General features: G+C 62.4%; 15 protein-coding genes. All 15 read right to left on the bottom strand.

Annotated elements, in window-relative coordinates; genetic code table 11:
- Positions 1–70 precede the first annotated feature (70 nt).
- Positions 71–1,573 carry a nitrogenase molybdenum-iron protein alpha chain gene (nifD, locus tag AC56QP_RS12425; protein WP_489859505.1) on the bottom strand — a complete coding sequence of 501 codons (1,503 nt, stop codon included), beginning with the start codon at positions 1,571–1,573 and terminating at the stop codon, positions 71–73.
- 93 nt (positions 1,574–1,666) lie between these two features.
- Complete coding sequence (nifH, locus tag AC56QP_RS12430; RefSeq protein ID WP_013533491.1) at positions 1,667–2,560, bottom strand: nitrogenase iron protein; 894 nt, start codon at positions 2,558–2,560, stop codon at positions 1,667–1,669.
- Between the two features lie 322 nt (positions 2,561–2,882).
- Positions 2,883–3,713, bottom strand: a complete 831-nt coding sequence (locus AC56QP_RS12435; RefSeq protein ID WP_489859504.1) for a hypothetical protein — start codon at positions 3,711–3,713, stop codon at positions 2,883–2,885.
- 15 nt (positions 3,714–3,728) lie between these two features.
- On the bottom strand, positions 3,729–4,646 hold the full coding sequence (locus AC56QP_RS12440) for a nucleotidyl transferase AbiEii/AbiGii toxin family protein (RefSeq protein ID WP_111545594.1): 918 nt from the start codon (positions 4,644–4,646) through the stop codon (positions 3,729–3,731).
- Entirely contained in the window at positions 4,636–5,454 is an 819-nt protein-coding gene (locus tag AC56QP_RS12445) for a type IV toxin-antitoxin system AbiEi family antitoxin domain-containing protein (RefSeq protein WP_489859503.1), read from the bottom strand. The genes AC56QP_RS12440 and AC56QP_RS12445 overlap by 11 nt, the downstream gene beginning before the upstream one ends.
- A 148-nt stretch (positions 5,455–5,602) precedes the next feature.
- A protein-coding gene (locus AC56QP_RS12450; protein ID WP_489859502.1) for an IS630 family transposase occupies positions 5,603–6,545 on the bottom strand; the annotation gives its coding sequence in 2 pieces (ribosomal slippage) (positions 5,603–6,209 and positions 6,208–6,545; 945 coding nt in all).
- Positions 6,546–7,714: 1,169 nt separating this feature from the next.
- Positions 7,715–10,075 carry a carbamoyltransferase HypF gene (gene hypF, locus AC56QP_RS12455; protein WP_489859501.1) on the bottom strand — a complete coding sequence of 787 codons (2,361 nt, stop codon included), beginning with the start codon at positions 10,073–10,075 and terminating at the stop codon, positions 7,715–7,717.
- A gap of 88 nt (positions 10,076–10,163) precedes the next feature.
- The gene (locus AC56QP_RS12460; protein ID WP_497100542.1) at positions 10,164–11,927 is read right to left on the bottom strand and encodes a hydrogenase maturation protein; all 1,764 of its coding nucleotides are present in this window, start codon (positions 11,925–11,927) and stop codon (positions 10,164–10,166) included.
- Positions 11,928–11,929: 2 nt separating this feature from the next.
- Positions 11,930–12,919: a hydrogenase expression/formation protein HypE gene (gene hypE / locus AC56QP_RS12465; RefSeq protein WP_489863609.1), complete on the bottom strand. Its 990-nt coding sequence runs from the start codon at positions 12,917–12,919 to the stop codon at positions 11,930–11,932.
- A gap of 59 nt (positions 12,920–12,978) precedes the next feature.
- A complete protein-coding gene (gene hypD / locus AC56QP_RS12470) occupies positions 12,979–14,124 on the bottom strand; it encodes a hydrogenase formation protein HypD (RefSeq protein ID WP_489859499.1) in 1,146 nt (381 codons plus the stop codon).
- Positions 14,121–14,363: a HypC/HybG/HupF family hydrogenase formation chaperone gene (locus AC56QP_RS12475; protein WP_489859498.1), complete on the bottom strand. Its 243-nt coding sequence runs from the start codon at positions 14,361–14,363 to the stop codon at positions 14,121–14,123. Before AC56QP_RS12475 ends, hypD begins: the two co-directional genes overlap by 4 nt.
- Complete coding sequence (gene hypB / locus AC56QP_RS12480) at positions 14,363–15,235, bottom strand: hydrogenase nickel incorporation protein HypB (protein WP_489859497.1); 873 nt, start codon at positions 15,233–15,235, stop codon at positions 14,363–14,365. The genes AC56QP_RS12475 and hypB overlap by 1 nt, the downstream gene beginning before the upstream one ends.
- The gene (gene hypA, locus AC56QP_RS12485) at positions 15,235–15,576 is read right to left on the bottom strand and encodes a hydrogenase maturation nickel metallochaperone HypA (protein WP_489859496.1); all 342 of its coding nucleotides are present in this window, start codon (positions 15,574–15,576) and stop codon (positions 15,235–15,237) included. Before hypA ends, hypB begins: the two co-directional genes overlap by 1 nt.
- Positions 15,576–16,709, bottom strand: coding sequence for a hypothetical protein (locus AC56QP_RS12490; protein ID WP_489859495.1), 1,134 nt, complete (start codon positions 16,707–16,709; stop codon positions 15,576–15,578). Before AC56QP_RS12490 ends, hypA begins: the two co-directional genes overlap by 1 nt.
- Positions 16,706–17,284, bottom strand: a complete 579-nt coding sequence (hybE, locus tag AC56QP_RS12495) for a [NiFe]-hydrogenase assembly chaperone HybE (RefSeq protein ID WP_489859494.1) — start codon at positions 17,282–17,284, stop codon at positions 16,706–16,708. The genes AC56QP_RS12490 and hybE overlap by 4 nt, the downstream gene beginning before the upstream one ends.
- Position 17,285: the final 1 nt, after the last annotated feature.

Raw genomic sequence — 17,285 nt, forward strand, 5'->3', positions numbered from 1 at the left:
AGGTCTCCCGCGGATCACGCGGCCACGGGCGTTCGTCGTCTCCCTGGGGAGACCAGGCCAAGGTCAGGTGTTACTCGGCAGCCATCGCTCGCCCACGGCTCGGGCTTGTTTTCCAGGGGGCCTGGTACAGGCCCCAGACCGGATTGTTGATGGCAAGGTCCACGTCGCGGGCGAAAATGGCAAAGCCGTCATAGCCGTGATACGGTCCTGAATAATCCCAGGAGTGCATCTGACGGAACGGTATGCCCATCTTCTGCACCGGGTATTTTTCCTTGATGCCCGAGCCGACAAGATTAGGGCGAACCCCCTCGATGAACTTTTCCAACTCGTAGCCGGTCACGTCATCATAGATGAGCGTGCCATTCTTCACGTAATGGCCCGTGCGCTGATAGTCGTCGTTGTGGGCGAACTCATAGCCGGTGCCGACGATCACCATGCCGAGATCCTCGTAGGCGGTGATGACGTGACGGGGGCGCAGGCCGCCGACATAGAGCATCACGGTATTGCCTTCGAGGCGCGGCCGGTACTTGGCAATGACCGCATCAACGAGCGGTCTGTACTTGGCGATGACCTTCTCAGTCTTCTCCTCGATTTCGGGCCCAAAATGCTTGGCTATGTTGCGCAGAGAGGCTTCGATCTGGGAGGGGCCGAAGAAATTGTACTCCATCCAGGCGACGCCATACTTTTCCTCCATGTGCCGGCAGATGTAGTTCATCGACCGGTAGCAGTGGATGAGGTTGAGCTTGGCCTTCGGGGCGCGCTCGATCTCGGCGAGGGTCGCGTCGCCCGACCAGTTGCCGACCACGCGCAGCCCTATCTCCTCGAGCAGGATGCGCGAGGCCCAGGCGTCGCCGCCGATATTGTAGTCGCCGATCACGTTGACGTCGTACGGGCCGGCCTCGAACTCCACGTCCTTCTTCTCGAAGACCCAGTCGCGGATCGCATCGTTGGCGATGTGATGGCCCAGCGATTGCGAGACGCCGCGGAAACCCTCGCAGCGCACCGGCACGATCGTCTTTTCGTGCTCCTTGGCCTTGTTACGGGAAACTGCTTCGGTGTCGTCGCCAATCAGGCCGATCGGGCATTCGGATTGCACGGTGATGCCATTGTTCAGCGGAAACAGTTCCTCGATCTCGTCGATGATCTGTTCCAGCTTCTTGTCGCCGCCGAAAACAATGTCCTTCTCCTGGAAATCGGAGGTGAACTGCATTGTCCCGAACGTGTCGATGCCCGTTGTTCCGACGTAGTAGTTGCGGCGCTGCGACCACGAATATTGCCCGCAGCCAACCGGGCCGTGCGAGATATGGACCATATCCTTGACTGGACCCCACACCACGCCCTTTGAGCCGGCATAGGCGCAGCCGCGAATGGTCATCACACCGGGAATGGACTTGATGTTCGATTTGACGTCGCATTCGGAAAGGACCTCGCCTTCCTCGCCAGCCTCGTCCCCGCTCTTTGCGACGCTGAGGTGCTTTTTGCGGCGCTTCGCCGCCTTGTCGGGATATTGCGACAGCACCTCCTCGATAAGCTTGGCGTGGAGAGCACCGTCATTCTCGTAATCCAGGCTCATGGGACCCCTTTCAAGGTATCTGGTGACGCTTCACCGACGAGGCGCCGTTCTTTGCAAGGCGGCCAGCTCAAGGAGGGCCCCCAATATCGGTCGTTACTGGGCTGCCGCCTTCGCCGCTTCCTTGGCCTGAAGCTCGGCAAGCATTTGCTCGTCGGTTTTCATGATGCCGAAGTCGAGCAGCATGTCCTCGAGCTCCTCCATCGTGATCGGGGTCGGGATGGTGCCCTGGCCAGAATTGGCGTGGATCTTCTCAGCCAGCGCCCGGTATTCGCCCGCCTGCTTCGAATCCGGCGCATACTGGATCACAGACATCTTCCTGAGTTCGGCGTGCTGGACGATGTTGTCGCGAGGCACGAAATGGATGAGCTTGGAATTGAGCCTGGAAGCCAGTGCTTCGGCAAGGTCGAGCTCGCGGTCGGTTTGGCGCTCGTTGCAGATCAGGCCGCCGAGCCGCACGCCGCCCGAATGGGCATATTTCAGGATGCCCTTGGCGATGTTGTTGGCGGCATAGAGCGCCATCATCTCGCCGGACATGACAATGTAGATTTCCTGGGCCTTGCCCTCGCGGATCGGCATCGCGAAGCCGCCGCACACCACGTCCCCGAGCACGTCGTAGGAGACATAGTCGACATCGTCATAGGCGCCGTTCTCCTCGAGGAAGTTGATCGAGGTGATGACACCGCGGCCGGCGCAGCCGACACCCGGCTCCGGGCCGCCGGATTCCACGCACTTGATCCCTCTGTAACCTACCTTGAGCACGTCCTGGAGTTCGAGGTCTTCGACCGAACCTTCCTGTGCCGCAAGATGCAGGACCGTATCCTGCGCTTTCGAGTTCAGGATCAGGCGGGTGGAGTCGGCTTTCGGATCGCAGCCGACGATGAGGATCCTCTGCCCGAGGTCGACAAGGGCGGCGAGCGTATTTTGGGAGGTGGTGGACTTGCCGATGCCGCCCTTGCCGTAAAAGGCGATCTGACGCAGACCTGACATTATAGATTTCCTTCCTTCGTTCCATCCATCGCGGCTGCCCGCGACATAAATGCCGATGGGCAGCTCTTGCCGCCTCACAACGAAGGGTTTCAAGACTCGTGCCAACTGGCTGATCGGACCAGAGAAAAACTTAGTGTTTGCTTTTCAACGGCTTAGGCCGAGGCCAGACATGCGATTGCCTGAACAAGCCTGTGTAGCGGACCCGACAAAGGCGACAGAAAGTGTCGGTTGGCGATCCTTGAGACCCTACGGCTGGGTCGGAGAGCTGGGGGCCTGTTGGAGCAGAGGCGATTTGACGACCCTTCGCGACAAGACTTCGCGGTTATTCTTGGACGCGCCGGCTCATCCGATAATGCTCAGCCATCAGGAATGTCACGTAGCTGCGGATCAGGTTACAATAGAGGCGCCCTTCATCGACATTGATCGTGATGCCGCTCTTAAGGTCAACGCCATGCCTGACCCCACCGCCTGTCGGTGACGAAAGATAGCCGTGTAGTGTAGTGAGCCAGGCAAGAACCTGCTCGATCGTTTGTCCCTTCTTCTTGGTCCGGAGTTCCTGCGCGATCTTGTTGAAGTACTTTTCTTCGATCGTGGTACTGCCGGTGCTAAGGCCTTTGAAAGCCGTTACAACCGATTCCATCAGCCACAGAATTTCCTGGACGGCCTGCCGGGGATGCCCTTCGGCGAGCAGCCTCTCGGATTGCTGGAGCGATTGTTGCACAATGTCCTGCGCCTGTTCATCGAGCGACTGATAGCGCTCGGGTACAGCGATTGGTTGATGAAGGCCGACGGCGATCAGTTCTGGCGGTCTGATCTCGTATCCGATGCCGTGCTCACTTAGAATGCGGTTCATGCGGCCGACATCAGGGACCGCAATGTCGTCGCTGCGCAGCGCCTCACACCCCTCGTAAAAGGCTTCGATGAATAGCGGCGCATTCTCTGCTGTCTGCCACATGAAAGTGTTCAGGTCGGATTCTGCCCAGCTCTCAGAAGAGCTGCTGCCCGATGCCCCGAAATATCCCTTGAAATGTTCGAGCATATGCCAGCGGTTTCCTTGGACCACGACTTTGCCGATGAGAGTGTCGAACTCATGCACCGCTTCCGGCGGCATAGGACCGGGTGTGTCGAAGCGCCAGGAAGCCGTCATTTTCATTTGTTCGTTTCTCCTTCAGCTGAATAGCTTTTCGAGCTCTTCCCTGTGAGCCTTATGCTTCTCAGGATTCTCAGCGCTGAGTTTGTTCAGGTTCAGCAGCTTCCAGCGTACCGCCGGGAGGGATGCTGCCTGCGGTAGACCGATCGCCTCGAAATCCGGCTCCCCCTCATGCAGGCTGGTCAGAAACCTGCGCGTATCGGCATCCATCCGCTTCCGCAAGTCTGCGAACAGCCGGTCTCTTGTCTCAGCGAGCTCTTCGAGAGTGACCGGTACCGTCGTCATGCCGACGAACTCACGAGCAAACGGTTCATCCAGTTTGCTCAGGCCCGGTGAAAGCAGCTCGTGCGCTGGTCGTGGGGAGCTGGCTACATAGACCAGAAACGTCCGGAACAGCGCGTCGGTGAAACCCTCGTTCTCGTAAAGTAGTTTTACGTCAAACAGATCGCGCGGATGCTGGCGATCGACGGCAGCATGAAGCTTGCCGCCGAACAGGTCCTCAAACGATACGACCTGGATGGATGCATATCCGAATTCATCTTCTACGGCCGCTGACACTTCGCGGCGTTCTGGATCATGCACAACCCCGCGCGTGACAGGCGAGGTCTCGATCTTGACTTCGGCGCCGTCGAGCCGTGCCTTGATACGGGTGGCGCCGCCGCCGCCGCCCTCTATCCGGCGGGCATCGAGTCGCGGGATGCCGCGGCTGGCGGCGGCGACAATCCGGTCGAGGGTTTCGTCAATGTCCGCCAGACTTTCCGCGCGATCCCGCACCGGCAGGTATGTCAGATCGATATCGACCGAGAGGCGCGGCATGTCGCGGTAGAAGAGATTGATAGCGGTCCCGCCCTTCAGCGCAAAGACTTCCTCATCTGCGATGAAGGGAAGCAGGCGCACCAGCAGAGCAACTTGCGCGGCATAGGCGTCACGGGCCATCGGCAGCTCCTTTTGGCGTTTCGGCAAACTCCGGTGGGACCATGATGCGATAGCGGGGATGTATCCTTCCCCCTTTCACAAGGGCGCGGTCCCCTGTTCCCAAATTGAAATCGTCAGTATTGAGACGCTCGCGCCAGGCATGTTTGTGGCGGTCGGCGAACACGAAGAACAGGCGTTTCACCTTGATGCTGCTGCAGCTCTGCAGCAAGGCGGCGAGGCGGCGGGGACTCAGCGTGGTGAGTCCCTCAAACACCATATCGAGATTGTGGAAGCTTTCGTTGGCAGGTAGTTCTTCGAGCGCTTCCAGGATCGCGCGTTCGGGCGAGGACAGGCGGAGCGCCCAGCCCCAGGGCAGCGTTACGGTGCTGGCGGATTTGTTGTCGGCAAGGCCGAGGGCCGATTCGCTGAACAGTGAGAGATTGCGTGTTGTGAGCGGCGCGTCCAGTTGAAGGCGCTGCAGCCAGGTGGGTATGTCGTTGCCGTAGAGCCAGACCGGGGCGGGGCTGCCGAGCGGAAGATAATGGCGGTAGCCCTGTAGGCCGAGGGCCGTGGTGCCGCCAGCGTGCACCTTGTAGTTCATGATGTGCTGGAGAGAGAGCAGACAGGTCGGCCAGTCGAGCGGAACCGGCTGCGGTGCCGGGCGGCGGAAAACACCGCGCGCGAGGCGCTGCAGCCAGCCGCTTTCTATATATTTGCGCGTCAGGAAACGGCTGACGCCTTGGGCCTCCAGCCAGTGCGCATCCACGATAAAGCCAGCCGGGACGGCCTTCAGAACGTTCTTTAGCTTATCTTCACGCGGTGCACTCATGGTACACATTATAGCCAATAGTTAAAGCGCCTGCCAAGCCCCCTTTAGAGGAACCTGATTATGGGTACCGATAGGACACCAAATTGATGGATATCAAAGAGACGCCGCTCGCTATTCCAAACCGAAAGATGCCTAGAGCATGTCCTGTTTAATCCGGTTCATATCCTGCGGCTTTGAAGTAGTTGGCACATTCGGCTGGGGTGAAGAGGTCGACGACCGCGCCGACCGCGTCCCACAGAGCCTTGATGGTTCTCTCGGCCTTTGCTCGCAGCAGGGCCTTGAGTTTGGCGAAGGCGTTCTCAATCGGATTGAAGTCGGGACTGTAGGGCGGCAGGTAGAGCAGGCTCGCGCCTGCGGCCTCAATCGCGTCGCGCACGCCGGCGGCCTTGTGGGCGGGCAGGTTGTCCATGACGACTACGTCGCCCTCCGACAATGTCGGGACCAGCACCTGCTCGACATAGGCCAGGAACACGTTGCCGTTCATGGCGCCGTCGTAGACGAAGGGCGCAGTCATGCCCGTCAGCCGCAGCGCTCCGGTGAAGGTCGTGGTCTTCCAGTGGCCATGCGGCACGCCGGCCCGGCAGCGCTCGCCGCGCGGCGCTCTTCCACGCAGGCGGGCCATCTTTGTGGAGAGGCCGGTCTCATCGATGAACACGAGCTTCGCCGGATCGAGATCGAGCTGGCCGTCGAACCAGTCCCGGCGCCGCTTCAGGATGTCGGGGCGATCCTGCTCCAGTGCGTGCGCGGACTTTTTTGAATGTCCAGCCGTGGCCGCGAAGCCAGGCGCTCAAGGCGCTGCGGCTGATCCGCACAGACTGCTCGGCGACGAGCCGCTCCACCATTTCGTTCAGCGTGATGTCCTTGCCCTCCTCGATCAGCCCGACGATGAAGACTTCATGCGCATCGAGGCTGGAGGCGCGGCGGCGGCCCTGCGGGCGTGGCGCCAGTTCGCCGATCTTCGCCCGCGCAATCCAGCGGATCGCGCTGGACACTCCCACGCCGAACCGCGCCGCCGCTTGCCGCGCCGACATGCCCTCGTCCGAAGCCTTCAAGACCCGCGACCGAAGATCCCCGCTCAATGCTCTTCCCATCGTCCACCTCCATCGAGGTGGATGTTGAATCAGCACAAAACGCAGCCGTCACATCACAATCGATTCATCGATCACAGGACGTGCTCTACTAATGCCTGTCGTTAGATCGCAGCAGAACGATGGCCGCCCTCGTGTGAGAAGTATATGATTTCCCATAGTAATTTGCGGACGCCTTTCATTGATTTTGAAATCGACGTCGCTCATCGAAATCCACTATGCTGAACCATGATTCTGAATTTCAGCGAATAGAGGTCCAAAGTCGCCGGGAGGCAATCTTTGTCAGGGGTGGTTCATGCGCGTAATGGAGCATTGAAAATACATGCCGCAACAGCCTTTGGCGCTGGGGCACGCAGTCACACATCACCGCCATGGGATGCTGCACCGCAGCTTGGCCATGGCGGTCCTGGAAAAGGTCGGCATCTGTCGCCAACGGAAACGCCATCTCACCAGGCGACCGGAGACCGTTCTTGCCAGTCTCCTTGACCGACTGTCAATCGGCCCGGAATGGGGACCCTGGATCGGCGCGCAAAGGGGCCCCCTTCATTGATCCGGGACGGTGAGCGCTCGCCGGGCGAAGCTGGTCAGGGTTGCGCAGCCCGAGCGAGCGCGGTTGGGCTTGGTGACGGCCCGATCATCAGCGCAGTTCTTGAAGCGCCAGCGCAAGTGAAGAAGATCAGGAGTGGAAAATGAGCAAGGCAGGATCGAGGATTTTGCAGGGCGCTCGGAAGCTCTTGCATACGCCAACGCTGACGCCGCCAAACTAAAGAATGCAACGGTCGATGTGCGTGCCATCCGCCGGAAATTGGGATGACGCAGAAGGAATTCGCAGCCCGCTACGGTTTTTCCTTCGGTCGTGTTCGTGATTGCGAACAGGGCCGCTCGAACCGACGCGCCGTCTCGCATCCTTCTCACTGTCCGAAGCCGTGGAACGCGCATTGTCGGCGGCCTAAAAAGAGCCATTCGAGAAACGCTGCTTGGCTGCGCGGCTTGGAGGGCTGTCCTCGACGATTCCTTTTCGGAGCATCATTCCTGGCTAAGTCCTTTTACCCGGCGATGCGCGCAGATGAGCCACTTACGGCCCGGACGAATGCGGCAAGCTGGCCGCCCCTCGTCACAATACGCACCGCCTTATATAGACGATGCTGATACTTTTTCTTCAACGATTGGTGTCAATGCGAAAGGGCCAGGCCGATCATTGCCTGGCCGAGCGCCAGACCGCCGTCGTTTGCGGGAACGCTTGCGTGCGCCAGCCCCTCCAATCCGGCAACTGTGAGCTCGGCGAGTACGCCTTCGAGCAGCAGCCGATTCTGGAAAGCGCCACCGGACAGTGCGACCGTGCCGACGCCGTTTTCCTTAGTGAGTCCGATGGCCTTCCGCGAGATGATCTCTATCAACGTCCTGTGGAAGCGTGCGGCAATCAGTCCGGTTTCGACGCCCGAAGCCTGATCGCGAAGAAGCGCTTCCCACAGACCTTTCCAAGAGATAGCCGGCCCCTTCGGCGAGGTTGCTGGCCAAGCCTCGGCCGCATCCATGAACGGGCTGGCGAGCGCCTCCATCTCCATGCCGGCTTGCCCCTCGTAGCTCTGGCGCTCGAAACAGATGCCGAGGAATGCCGCGCAGGCATCGAAAAGGCGCCCCGCCGAGGAGGCAAGCGGAGCATTGACGCCCCTCTCGATCATCCGGTCCAGCACGCCAAGCGGCTTTTTGGCCAGGGCGCGGACAAAGGGCCGATCGGCAGGAAGCTTGGCCAGGAAATCCGGACCGAAAGCCGCCCGCAGATGCGCATAGGCATTGCGCCACGGCTCGACGCTGGCCTTGTCGCCGCCGGGCATGGCGACCGGCTCGAAATATGCCAGCCTCCGGAACCCTCGATAGCCGCCGAGCAGGAACTCGCCGCCCCAGATCGTGCCGTCATCGCCGTATCCGAGACCGTCGAGGATAATGCCGAGCACCGGAGGTGCGTCGATTGCGCGGCCGTGCTGGGCAAGGCACGAGGCGAGATGCGCGTGATGGTGCTGGACCTGCACAAAACTTGCCGCGGTCTCACGGGCAAGCTCCATGGCAAGCTGGGTCGAACGGTAGCCCGGATGCCGGTCGGCCACAATGAGGTCCGGCTTCGTGTCGAACAGGCTTCGATACAGCCCCAACGCCTGCCCCCACGCGTCCTGGTTCTTCAGCTCCTCGAGGTCGCCGAGATGCTGCGACAGCAGCGCCTTGCCGTCGCCCGCCAGGCAGAACGCGGCCTTTAGATCGCCGCCCGCAGCCAGCACCCTGACCGGGCCATCGAAGCCCGCCGGCAGCGCGAGCGGCTCCGGCGCGAAACCGCGCGCGCGCCGCAACACCGAAATGCCGTGGCCGTCGCGGCGCACCACGCTGTCGTCGAGCCGGTTGACAATCTCGCGATCGTGCATCAGCCAGAAGTCGGCGATCCCGGCTAGCTCCTGCCGCGCCTCGTCGTTGTCCTTGCATTGCGGCTCGCCCGAGCGATTGCCGGAGGTCATCACCACCGGACCGTCCAGCGCCCGCAGCAAGAGATGATGCAGCGGCGTGTAGGGCAGCATGAAACCGAGCCGCTCGTTCTCCGGCGCCACGCCCCCCGCAACGCCGCAGCTGTCACGGCGCTTCACCAGCACGATCGGCGCCGCTCGCGCGGCAAGTGCGGCGCGCTCCTCGCCCGACAGCTCCGCGAATTCGGCAAGCTGCTCCAAGTCGCGCGCCATCAGCGCGAACGGCTTGCCGTCGCGTTTCTTGCGGGCGCGCAGCTGCGCCACCGCCGCTTCGTCCGTCGCGTCGCAGGCGAGATGGAACCCGCCGATGCCCTTGATCGCGACGATCCGCCCTTCCCCGATCAGCGCCGCCGCTTCCCGGATCACCGCCTGCGGGCCGCCGCCGACCACGACGCGGTCCGGACCTTCCAACCAGACGCGCGGGCCGCAGGCCGGGCAGGCGATCGGCTGGGCGTGAAAGCGGCGGTCGGCCGGATTTTCGTACTCGGCCCGGCATTCCTCGCATATCGAAAATCGTGCCATAGCGGTCGAGCGGCGGTCATAGGGGATAGCCTTGACGATCGACAGCCGCGGCCCGCAATGCGTGCAATTGGCGAAAGGGTAGAAATAGCGCCGGTCCTTGGGGTCGAGCACTTCCGCAAGACATTGCGGGCAGCAGGCGGCGTCGGGCACGATGCCGGTCTTCACCGGCCCGCCCGCACTCGCCGCAATAGCGAAGCCGCCCGCCGGCCGCGGCCCCTCAAGCGTCGCCGCCTCGATCCCGTCGATCTGCGCCAGCGGCGGGCATCGCGCCTTTAGCCTGTCCGCGAAGGTCTCGAACTCAGCATCGCTGCACCACAGCGCGATCTCCACGCCTGCAGCATCGTTGCGGACATGGCCCGATAGCCCCATAGCGGTCGCGATGCGCCACACTGTCGGCCGGAAGCCAACGCCTTGCACAAGCCCCGTCACCCGGACCAGGCGTCCCTCCACTGCGGGCTCGGCGAGCAGCGCGCCCATCAGTGCACCGTGCACACCATGCACGGCACGTCGAAATCCTCGCTCAGGATGCGCCACAGCGCCTCCAGCAAGCGGATTTCGTCGTCGACGAACAAAATGCACGGCAGGTCGCTCAAGATGCCTTCCTCATCCCCTCCCGGCCGCCCTGCCAGGCAACGTCGCGGTGGCGGGCGATCGTCACTGGGGTGCGCGACTTCGGCACCTTGTGCACGAAATTATGCCGCGCGACGTGGTAGCTCGGGTCGAAGCCGTAGAAATTGCGGCGCATCCGCGAAAGCTCCTCCTTGCGATAGGCTGAAAGCGGCTTGGCCGCCTCGTCGGCTGCGCGCTGGGCTTGTTTTTCGGCGAGCAACCGCGGAAACTCTGCGCTCCCGGCCAGCGCGGCAGCCGACGCCCTCACTTGCGCCATAAACAGCTCGCTTGCCCCCGCGAATACCCGGTTGGCCAGATTGAGATTCAGCGCCTCCTTCGCGCCCATCGGCAGGCGCGCCGCCGCGATCCGGCGGGCATTCTCAGGCCCGCAGCAGCTCGGCAGGAGATAGGTCCAGAACTCCGAGCCGTAGAGATTGCCCATGTCCTTGTAATGCGGGTTGAGGATGACGCTCGAGCGCATCCAGACCTGGTCGGTGCCGCGGGCGAGAAACACGCCGCCCGCTCCCGCATTTCCGGCAAGCGCTGCTACGGTGATGTGGCTTGTCGTGCGGATGATCGCCTCGGCGAGGTCGTCGATGGCATTGATGTTGACCCAGGACTCGTCGGCCGCGCTGTCGGCCGCCTCGATCCGGTTGAGGTCGAGCCCGTTGGACCAGAACTGCGCTCCTCCGCACAGCACGATCACCCTGGTCGGACGCTCCGTCGCTTTTGTATAAACGTCCAAAAGTCTTCGGCAGCCGTCCTTTCCCATTGCACCGTTATAGAAGGGGAAGTGCAGATAGCCGACCGCACCGCCTTCTTCGTAGATGATGTCCTGATACCCGCCCGGTGAATTGAGCGGGATCTCCGGCAGGCCTGCAACTTCGTTCGCGAAGACCATGGTCGCCGGGAGCTTGAACGGGTGTGGCGAATTGGGGTGCCGGACATGGCCGATCCACAACGCGCCGTCGACGGTGACGAGGGCGATCGCCGGCCCGCTCCTGGCGACGACCGCTCCCGGCTCCGGGAGCGATATCTTGCCCCGTTCACCCCGCGCGAGAGGCACGTCAGCCCCTGGTTCACGTGCCTCTCGCGCGTCGAAAAGGAAGACCGGTTCGCCGAAAAGCTTGTCCCGCACGCCCGGCGCGCCGTCCGCTGCTGCGATATTCTTCAGCACCGTTTCGGTCGTGTCGGTAGCCCAATCGATCCGCCGGTCCGCCTGCTTGATTGCATCCCGCCACCGGCCGAGGGGCGCAACAGATTGTTCTTCCGGGGCAATTGGCTTTTCGCCTTGCTCGAACCGCGCGATCGCTTCGAGCACCGCCGTCACCGCCGAGTCGGTCACCTCGTTACGATAGAGGCTCGATTTCGTCGCCTTTCGCACCGCGAAGGAGGCACTGGCCCAGACCGGCCCGGCATCCATTTCGGCCGCCGCCTCCAGCACCGTGACACCCCACTGCGTCGCCCCGTCCATCATCGCCCAGTCCAGCGCGGAGGGGCCGCGGTCGCCGACGATGCCTGGGTGAACGACCATGCAGCATTGGTTTTCATAGACTTTTTTCGGGATTGCGCGCTTCAGGAAGGGGGCGATGACAAGGTCTGGCCGAAACAAATCTACCGCCTCGATGGTCCGCTCGTCGTTGACGTCCATCTCGACCGAGACCTCGTGTGCGTGCTCGCCAAGCTCCACGAAAATCCTCTGACTCAAGGCGTTGAAGGCGGTGACGAGAAGCAGAATGCGCATCTTCAGCAGATCCTCGGAAGCTGTTCCCCGGCGATCCAGTCGACCACACGCATACCGCCAAGTCTCGTTTTCATCCGCACCAGCGCATGCTGGTCTGCGACGACTTCGCCAATGATTGCGGCATCCTGGCCCTTGGGATGAGCGCGTATCGCTGCGAGCAAAGTCTCCGCATCTTGCGCCGCGCAGATGGCGATCAGCTTGCCTTCGTTGGCAACGTTCAGCGGGTCGAGGCCGAGCAGTTCGCACGCCGCCGCGACCTCCGGCTTCACCGGAACCGCCGCTTCCCGGATTACCATTCCGACCTTGGACTGCTGCGCGATTTCGTTCAGCGTCGCCGACAATCCGCCGCGCGTTGGGTCACGCAGCACCCGGATACCGGGAATGGCAGCAAGCATCGCCGCCACCAGATCGTGCAGCTGCTGGCTGTCGGAGATGATTTCCGTTTCAAAATCAAGGTGTACTCGCTTCGACAGGATAGCCACTCCGTGGTCGCCCATGGTGCCGGAGACAAGGATTGCATCGCCCGGCCGGGCATTGCTTCCGCAGACGTCAGTGCCGTCCGCCAGCACGCCGACACCGGTCGTGGAGATGAAAACGCCATCGCCTTTGCCCTTCTCCACCACCTTGGTGTCGCCCGTAACCACGGGCACGCCCGCTTCCCGGGAGGCAAAAGCCATTGAAACAACTATCCTTTCGAGTTCGGCCAACGGAAAACCTTCCTCCAGGATGAAGGACGCGGACAGCCAGAGCGGCCGCGCGCCCATCATGGCGACGTCGTTGATCGTGCCGTGGATCGCCAGCGCGCCGATATCCCCACCCGGAAAGAACACAGGCGAGATGACATGCGCGTCCGTTGCCATCACCAGGCGTCCGCAGACGGTGCCGAGCAGGGCCGCGTCGTTGCCTTGGGCCAGGAACTCGTTGGCCAGATGTCTTTGAAAGATATCCCGAATCAGCTCGGCCGTCGCGCGGCCGCCCGCGCCATGCGTCATGTCCACCACGCCGCGGACCGACGAGGTGGTTACAGCTAGCCTGGGATCGTTCGCGCTCACTATTCCGCCGCCTCCAACGCCTTAGGCTTGCGGAAACGGCCATAGGTCCAGTAGGCCGCGCAGGCGCCCTCGGAGGAGACCATGCATGAGCCAATCGGGTTCTGCGGCGTGCACACGGTGCCGAACAGCTTGCAGTCGGTCGGCTTCTTCACCCCGCGCAGGATCGACGGGCATTCGCAGGACGTCACCTCGCGCGAAGCCTTGACCGACAGCTCGAAGCGCTTCTCGGCGTCGAAATCGGCATAAGCGTCGCGGATGCGCAGGGCGCTGTAGGGCACGGTGCCGAGGCCGCGCCAGTCAAAGGTCTTGCGCAGTTCGAAGACCGCGCTCACCAGGGCCTGCGCCTTGTGGTTGCCCTCCTCGGTCACGACGCGGGTATATTCGTTCTCGACCTCGTGCCGGTCTTCATTGACCTGCCGGATCAGCATCAGAACGGACTGCATGACGTCAAGCGGCTCGAAGCCGGCGATGACAACTGGCTTCTGGAATTCCTCGGCAAAGAATTCAAATGGCTGCGAGCCGATCACGGAGGAGACGTGCGAAGGTCCCAGGAACCCGTCGATCTTGACGATGCCCAGCTCCCGCACTTCCGGCGATTCAAGAATGTGAGAGATCGCCGCCGGCGTGAGCACATGGTTGCAGAACACGCTGAAATTCTTGAACCCCTCGGCTTGCGCCGTCTTGATCGCGACGGCCGTCGGCGGCGTCGTGGTTTCGAAGCCGATGGCGAAGAAGACGACTTGCCGCTCGGGGTTTTCACGCGCGATCTTCAAGGCATCGAGCGTTGAATAGACCATGCGGACATCCGCTCCGTCAGCCTTGGCGCGGATCAGGCTGCGATGCTTGGTGCCCGGCACGCGCATCATGTCGCCATAGGTGCAAAGGATGACCCCGTGCCGCTCGGCGAGTTCCACCGCATCGTCGAGGCGACAGATGGGCAGCACGCAAACGGGGCATCCGGGTCCGTGCACGAAATGCACGTTCTGCGGCATCAGGTCCTGCACGCCGTAGCGAAACATCGCATGCGTGTGCCCACCGCAGAACTCCATGAAATGATAGCTCTTTTCCGGATCAGCCTCGGTCGCGATGGCGCCGGCGATGGTCTTCGCAAGCTCCTGGTCGCGATATTCGTCGACATATTTCACGCCGAAGTCTCCTCCAGCTCCTCCAGCACGCCCGCTTCGGCCATCAGCTGCAGCGTGCGCTCGGCCTCCTCGGGGCTCACCTTGTGGAGCGCATAACCGACATGGACGAGCACGAAATCGTCAAGCGAGACGTCTGCCACCAAGGCCAACGAGATGCGCTTCCTGACCGTCCCGAACGCGACCACGGCCATGTCGTCGTCGAGCAGTTCAACGACGCGGGCGGGAATGGCCAGGCACATCAGGCTGCTCCCTTGAGCTCGGCCGCCAGCGGATGGCCGGCTAGCGCCATTGCGCGGGCCGCCCCGATCCAGGCCGTCCAGTCCGACATCCCCTCGCCCGTGCGCGCGGAAACCCTCAGCACCTTGATCCGCGGGTTCACCTTTCGGGCGTTGGCAATGCAGGCCTCCACGTTGAAGTCGAGATGCGGCAACAGGTCGGTCTTGTTGAGGATCATGAGATCGGCGGCGGCGAACATATCGGGATATTTCAATGGCTTGTCCTCGCCCTCGGTGACTGAGAGCACCACCACCTTGTGCGCCTCGCCGAGATCGAAGCCCGCCGGACAGACGAGGTTTCCCACGTTTTCGACGAGGAGCAGGCCTCCTTCGGCAAGGTCGAGGTGATCTGCGGCATGGCCGACCATATGCGCGTCGAGGTGGCAGCCCTTGCCGGTGTTGACCTGGATCGCGGGCGCGCCGGTGGCGCGGATGCGGTCGGCATCGTTGGAAGTCTGCTGGTCGCCCTCAATCACGGCGATCGGCAACTTGCCCCTCAGTGCGTCGATCGTGCGGCAAAGCAGCGTCGTTTTGCCAGAGCCGGGGCTGGAGACGAGGTTGAGCGCAAGCACGCCGCGCTCGGCGAACATTTTTCTGTTCGCATCGGCATACTCGTTGTTCTTGGAAAGCATATCCTTTTCCAGCTTGACCATCCGCGCCTGGCTCATGCCCGGCGCATGGGTGCTAGCGGGGCCCGAGCCACAATCGTGTATATGATCGTGATGATGATGATGGGGGCCGTGATCTTGGCCTTCGTGGCCGTGATGATGGTGATGGCCATGCGCCTTGCCCTCGATCCGGACCTCGCCCTCGCCACATCCGCAAACAGTGCACATCAGCTCACCTCCAATTCCCTGATCTTCATTTCCTCGCCGACGGTCACCTGCAGCTGATGGCTTCCGCAGTCGGGGCATGGATCGAAGCGTGCCGCGATCGGCACGCTCTGGCCGCAAGGCATGCACCAGGCCCTGCCTTCCGTCTCGACGATTTCCAGTCTTGCGTCTTGCGCCAGAGAGCCACGCATGACGACATCGAAGCCGAACTTCAGCGCCTCGACCTCGACATCGGATAGCCGCCCGATTTCCAGGCAGACGCGGCTCACCTTCCGAAAATCCTGTCTGGCGGCCTCTTCCTCGAGGATGCCACGGATGCACTCGCATATGGCCATCTCGTGCATTAGCGAAACCTCACATCGTAGCCGACGCAGGGGTCGATGGCCCGGACCAGGAGATCGGCCTGGACCGCCAGATCTTCACGCCTGGATGCAGCGAGCGCCGAAAGCGAGCGCGCGGCAATGCCGCTCTTCGCGAAATGAATGCTGGTCGGAGCCGTGATGTCGTAGTCGGCGATACGGTCGTCGTTCAAAACAATCCGATGTTCCAGCCGGCCGCGTGCTGCCTCGGCGAAGGCAGTAGCACAGCGGCCCCCGTTCTCGTCGCGAAAGACTTCGCACCTAGGCACTTCGGACCCGTCCGCGACATCCCGCAGGGCCGCCAGCCCTCCGGCGATCTGCCCCGGCAGCTTCGATGCCTCGACCAAGCGGGCGGCCAGCCGTGCGGCCAGCCCGGCGCCACCGTTTTCGGAAAGGAAAGCGCGAACGAGCGGCGCACCAGCCTGCCTGGCGAGGCAGCTCGTGTCGGCCGACGCTTGCTTCGGCAAATGTCCGTTTCCCCCATCTGTCGTTTCGGGGTGGCCTATCATGGCCCAGTCCCTTGCCAAGACCGGCGCGATGAGGCGGGCCGCAACCGTGCTGCGCTCCATAGCCCACTGCGCGAAGGCATCGCGATCCATCTCGCCAAGCGGCTTTTCGCCTTCGTAGACCACGGACTGCGTTAGATAGCTCGCTTCGGCTGCCGTTTCGGCGGCTTCCGCGCCCGGCATCCCCACGCACACGCCCGGAACGAATGCATCCCCGCCTGGAAAAAGTGCCTGCTTGAGGCGCTGCGGCAGGCCCATAGCCCGGCGCAGGATTTTACCGTCCGCAGGCTCGCCCGCGAGACTGGCAGTATCCAAGCCAATGCGCAGCAGGTGCTCGCGCAGCGTCTCGGCAAGCACAAGAAGCCGCCGCGCTTGTTTCGTGCGCCGGTCCGTCCCGATCTCCAGGGCCGCTTCGGCTGCCTCGACGCTCGCCGCCGACTGCGCAATACCACAAACACTGAACAGTGAGCCGATCACCGAGACGACCTCCCTCGCCGGCCGGCCACGCACGACCGGACCAAGCGCAATCGGGCGCGGCGGCATAACGATGGCTTCCACAACGCGACCGCCATCGCAGACGAGATCGATGGAGACGCGGCCATCAACGCTCATGCGGCGGTCTCCTCCTTGTCGCCCAAACCGAACAGCCAGCGGCGGGTCAGTCCCGGCGGCTGAGAGCTCGCAGGTATTCCGGTTGTCTCAAACTTGTCCAAGGTGCTTGCCTCTTCCTCAGGTAGCCGGCCTTCCCCGACACGGACCATGTCGCCGTCTTCGTCTTCTTCCGCCTCAGGATTGAACAGTTCCGCAAGCACCTGCCGCCCAGCCTCTTGCGCACTCTCCTGGTCGGCGAATTCGAACATCGGCGAGAACAGCGAGCACATGCGGTAGCAGCCGAGCTCCTCTTCATAGGCCTGGATGAACTCGAACCGATACGCCGGGAATGAGACATGCTCCTTCGCGCCCGTAGGCACGCGCGGGCGCGCTTGCCCGTCGCCAGAAGGTAGAAGCACGAGGTTCATGAACCAGGGTGTGACGAGAACCGCGAGCCATTCGCCCTGCCACTGCCGCACGCCCACCGCGCTGACGCAAAGCGCCGGGTTGAGGATCGGAATTCCTCCCATTGCCGTCCGTTCGATCCGCTGAAACACGAATTCTAGACGGGCAGCGACGGCTTGCGAATGATCCATG

Source organism: Mesorhizobium sp. RCAM 05104, from assembly GCF_059683645.1.

Excerpts from the sequence above, each read along its gene's own strand:
- AC56QP_RS12460 (WP_497100542.1), bottom strand. The coding sequence starts at position 11,927 with ATGCGCATTCTGCTTCTCGTCACCGCCTTCAACGCCTTGAGTCAGAGG.
- nifD (WP_489859505.1), bottom strand. The coding sequence starts at position 1,573 with ATGAGCCTGGATTACGAGAATGACGGTGCTCTCCACGCCAAGCTTATC.
- AC56QP_RS12445 (WP_489859503.1), bottom strand. The coding sequence starts at position 5,454 with ATGAGTGCACCGCGTGAAGATAAGCTAAAGAACGTTCTGAAGGCCGTC.
- hypE (WP_489863609.1), bottom strand. The coding sequence starts at position 12,919 with ATGACGCATGGCGCGGGCGGCCGCGCGACGGCCGAGCTGATTCGGGAT.
- hypB (WP_489859497.1), bottom strand. The coding sequence starts at position 15,235 with ATGTGCACTGTTTGCGGATGTGGCGAGGGCGAGGTCCGGATCGAGGGC.
- hypA (WP_489859496.1), bottom strand. The coding sequence starts at position 15,576 with ATGCACGAGATGGCCATATGCGAGTGCATCCGTGGCATCCTCGAGGAA.
- AC56QP_RS12490 (WP_489859495.1), bottom strand. The coding sequence starts at position 16,709 with ATGAGCGTTGATGGCCGCGTCTCCATCGATCTCGTCTGCGATGGCGGT.
- AC56QP_RS12440 (WP_111545594.1), bottom strand. The coding sequence starts at position 4,646 with ATGGCCCGTGACGCCTATGCCGCGCAAGTTGCTCTGCTGGTGCGCCTG.
- AC56QP_RS12475 (WP_489859498.1), bottom strand. The coding sequence starts at position 14,363 with ATGTGCCTGGCCATTCCCGCCCGCGTCGTTGAACTGCTCGACGACGAC.
- AC56QP_RS12435 (WP_489859504.1), bottom strand. The coding sequence starts at position 3,713 with ATGAAAATGACGGCTTCCTGGCGCTTCGACACACCCGGTCCTATGCCG.
- nifH (WP_013533491.1), bottom strand. The coding sequence starts at position 2,560 with ATGTCAGGTCTGCGTCAGATCGCCTTTTACGGCAAGGGCGGCATCGGC.
- hybE (WP_489859494.1), bottom strand. The coding sequence starts at position 17,284 with ATGGATCATTCGCAAGCCGTCGCTGCCCGTCTAGAATTCGTGTTTCAG.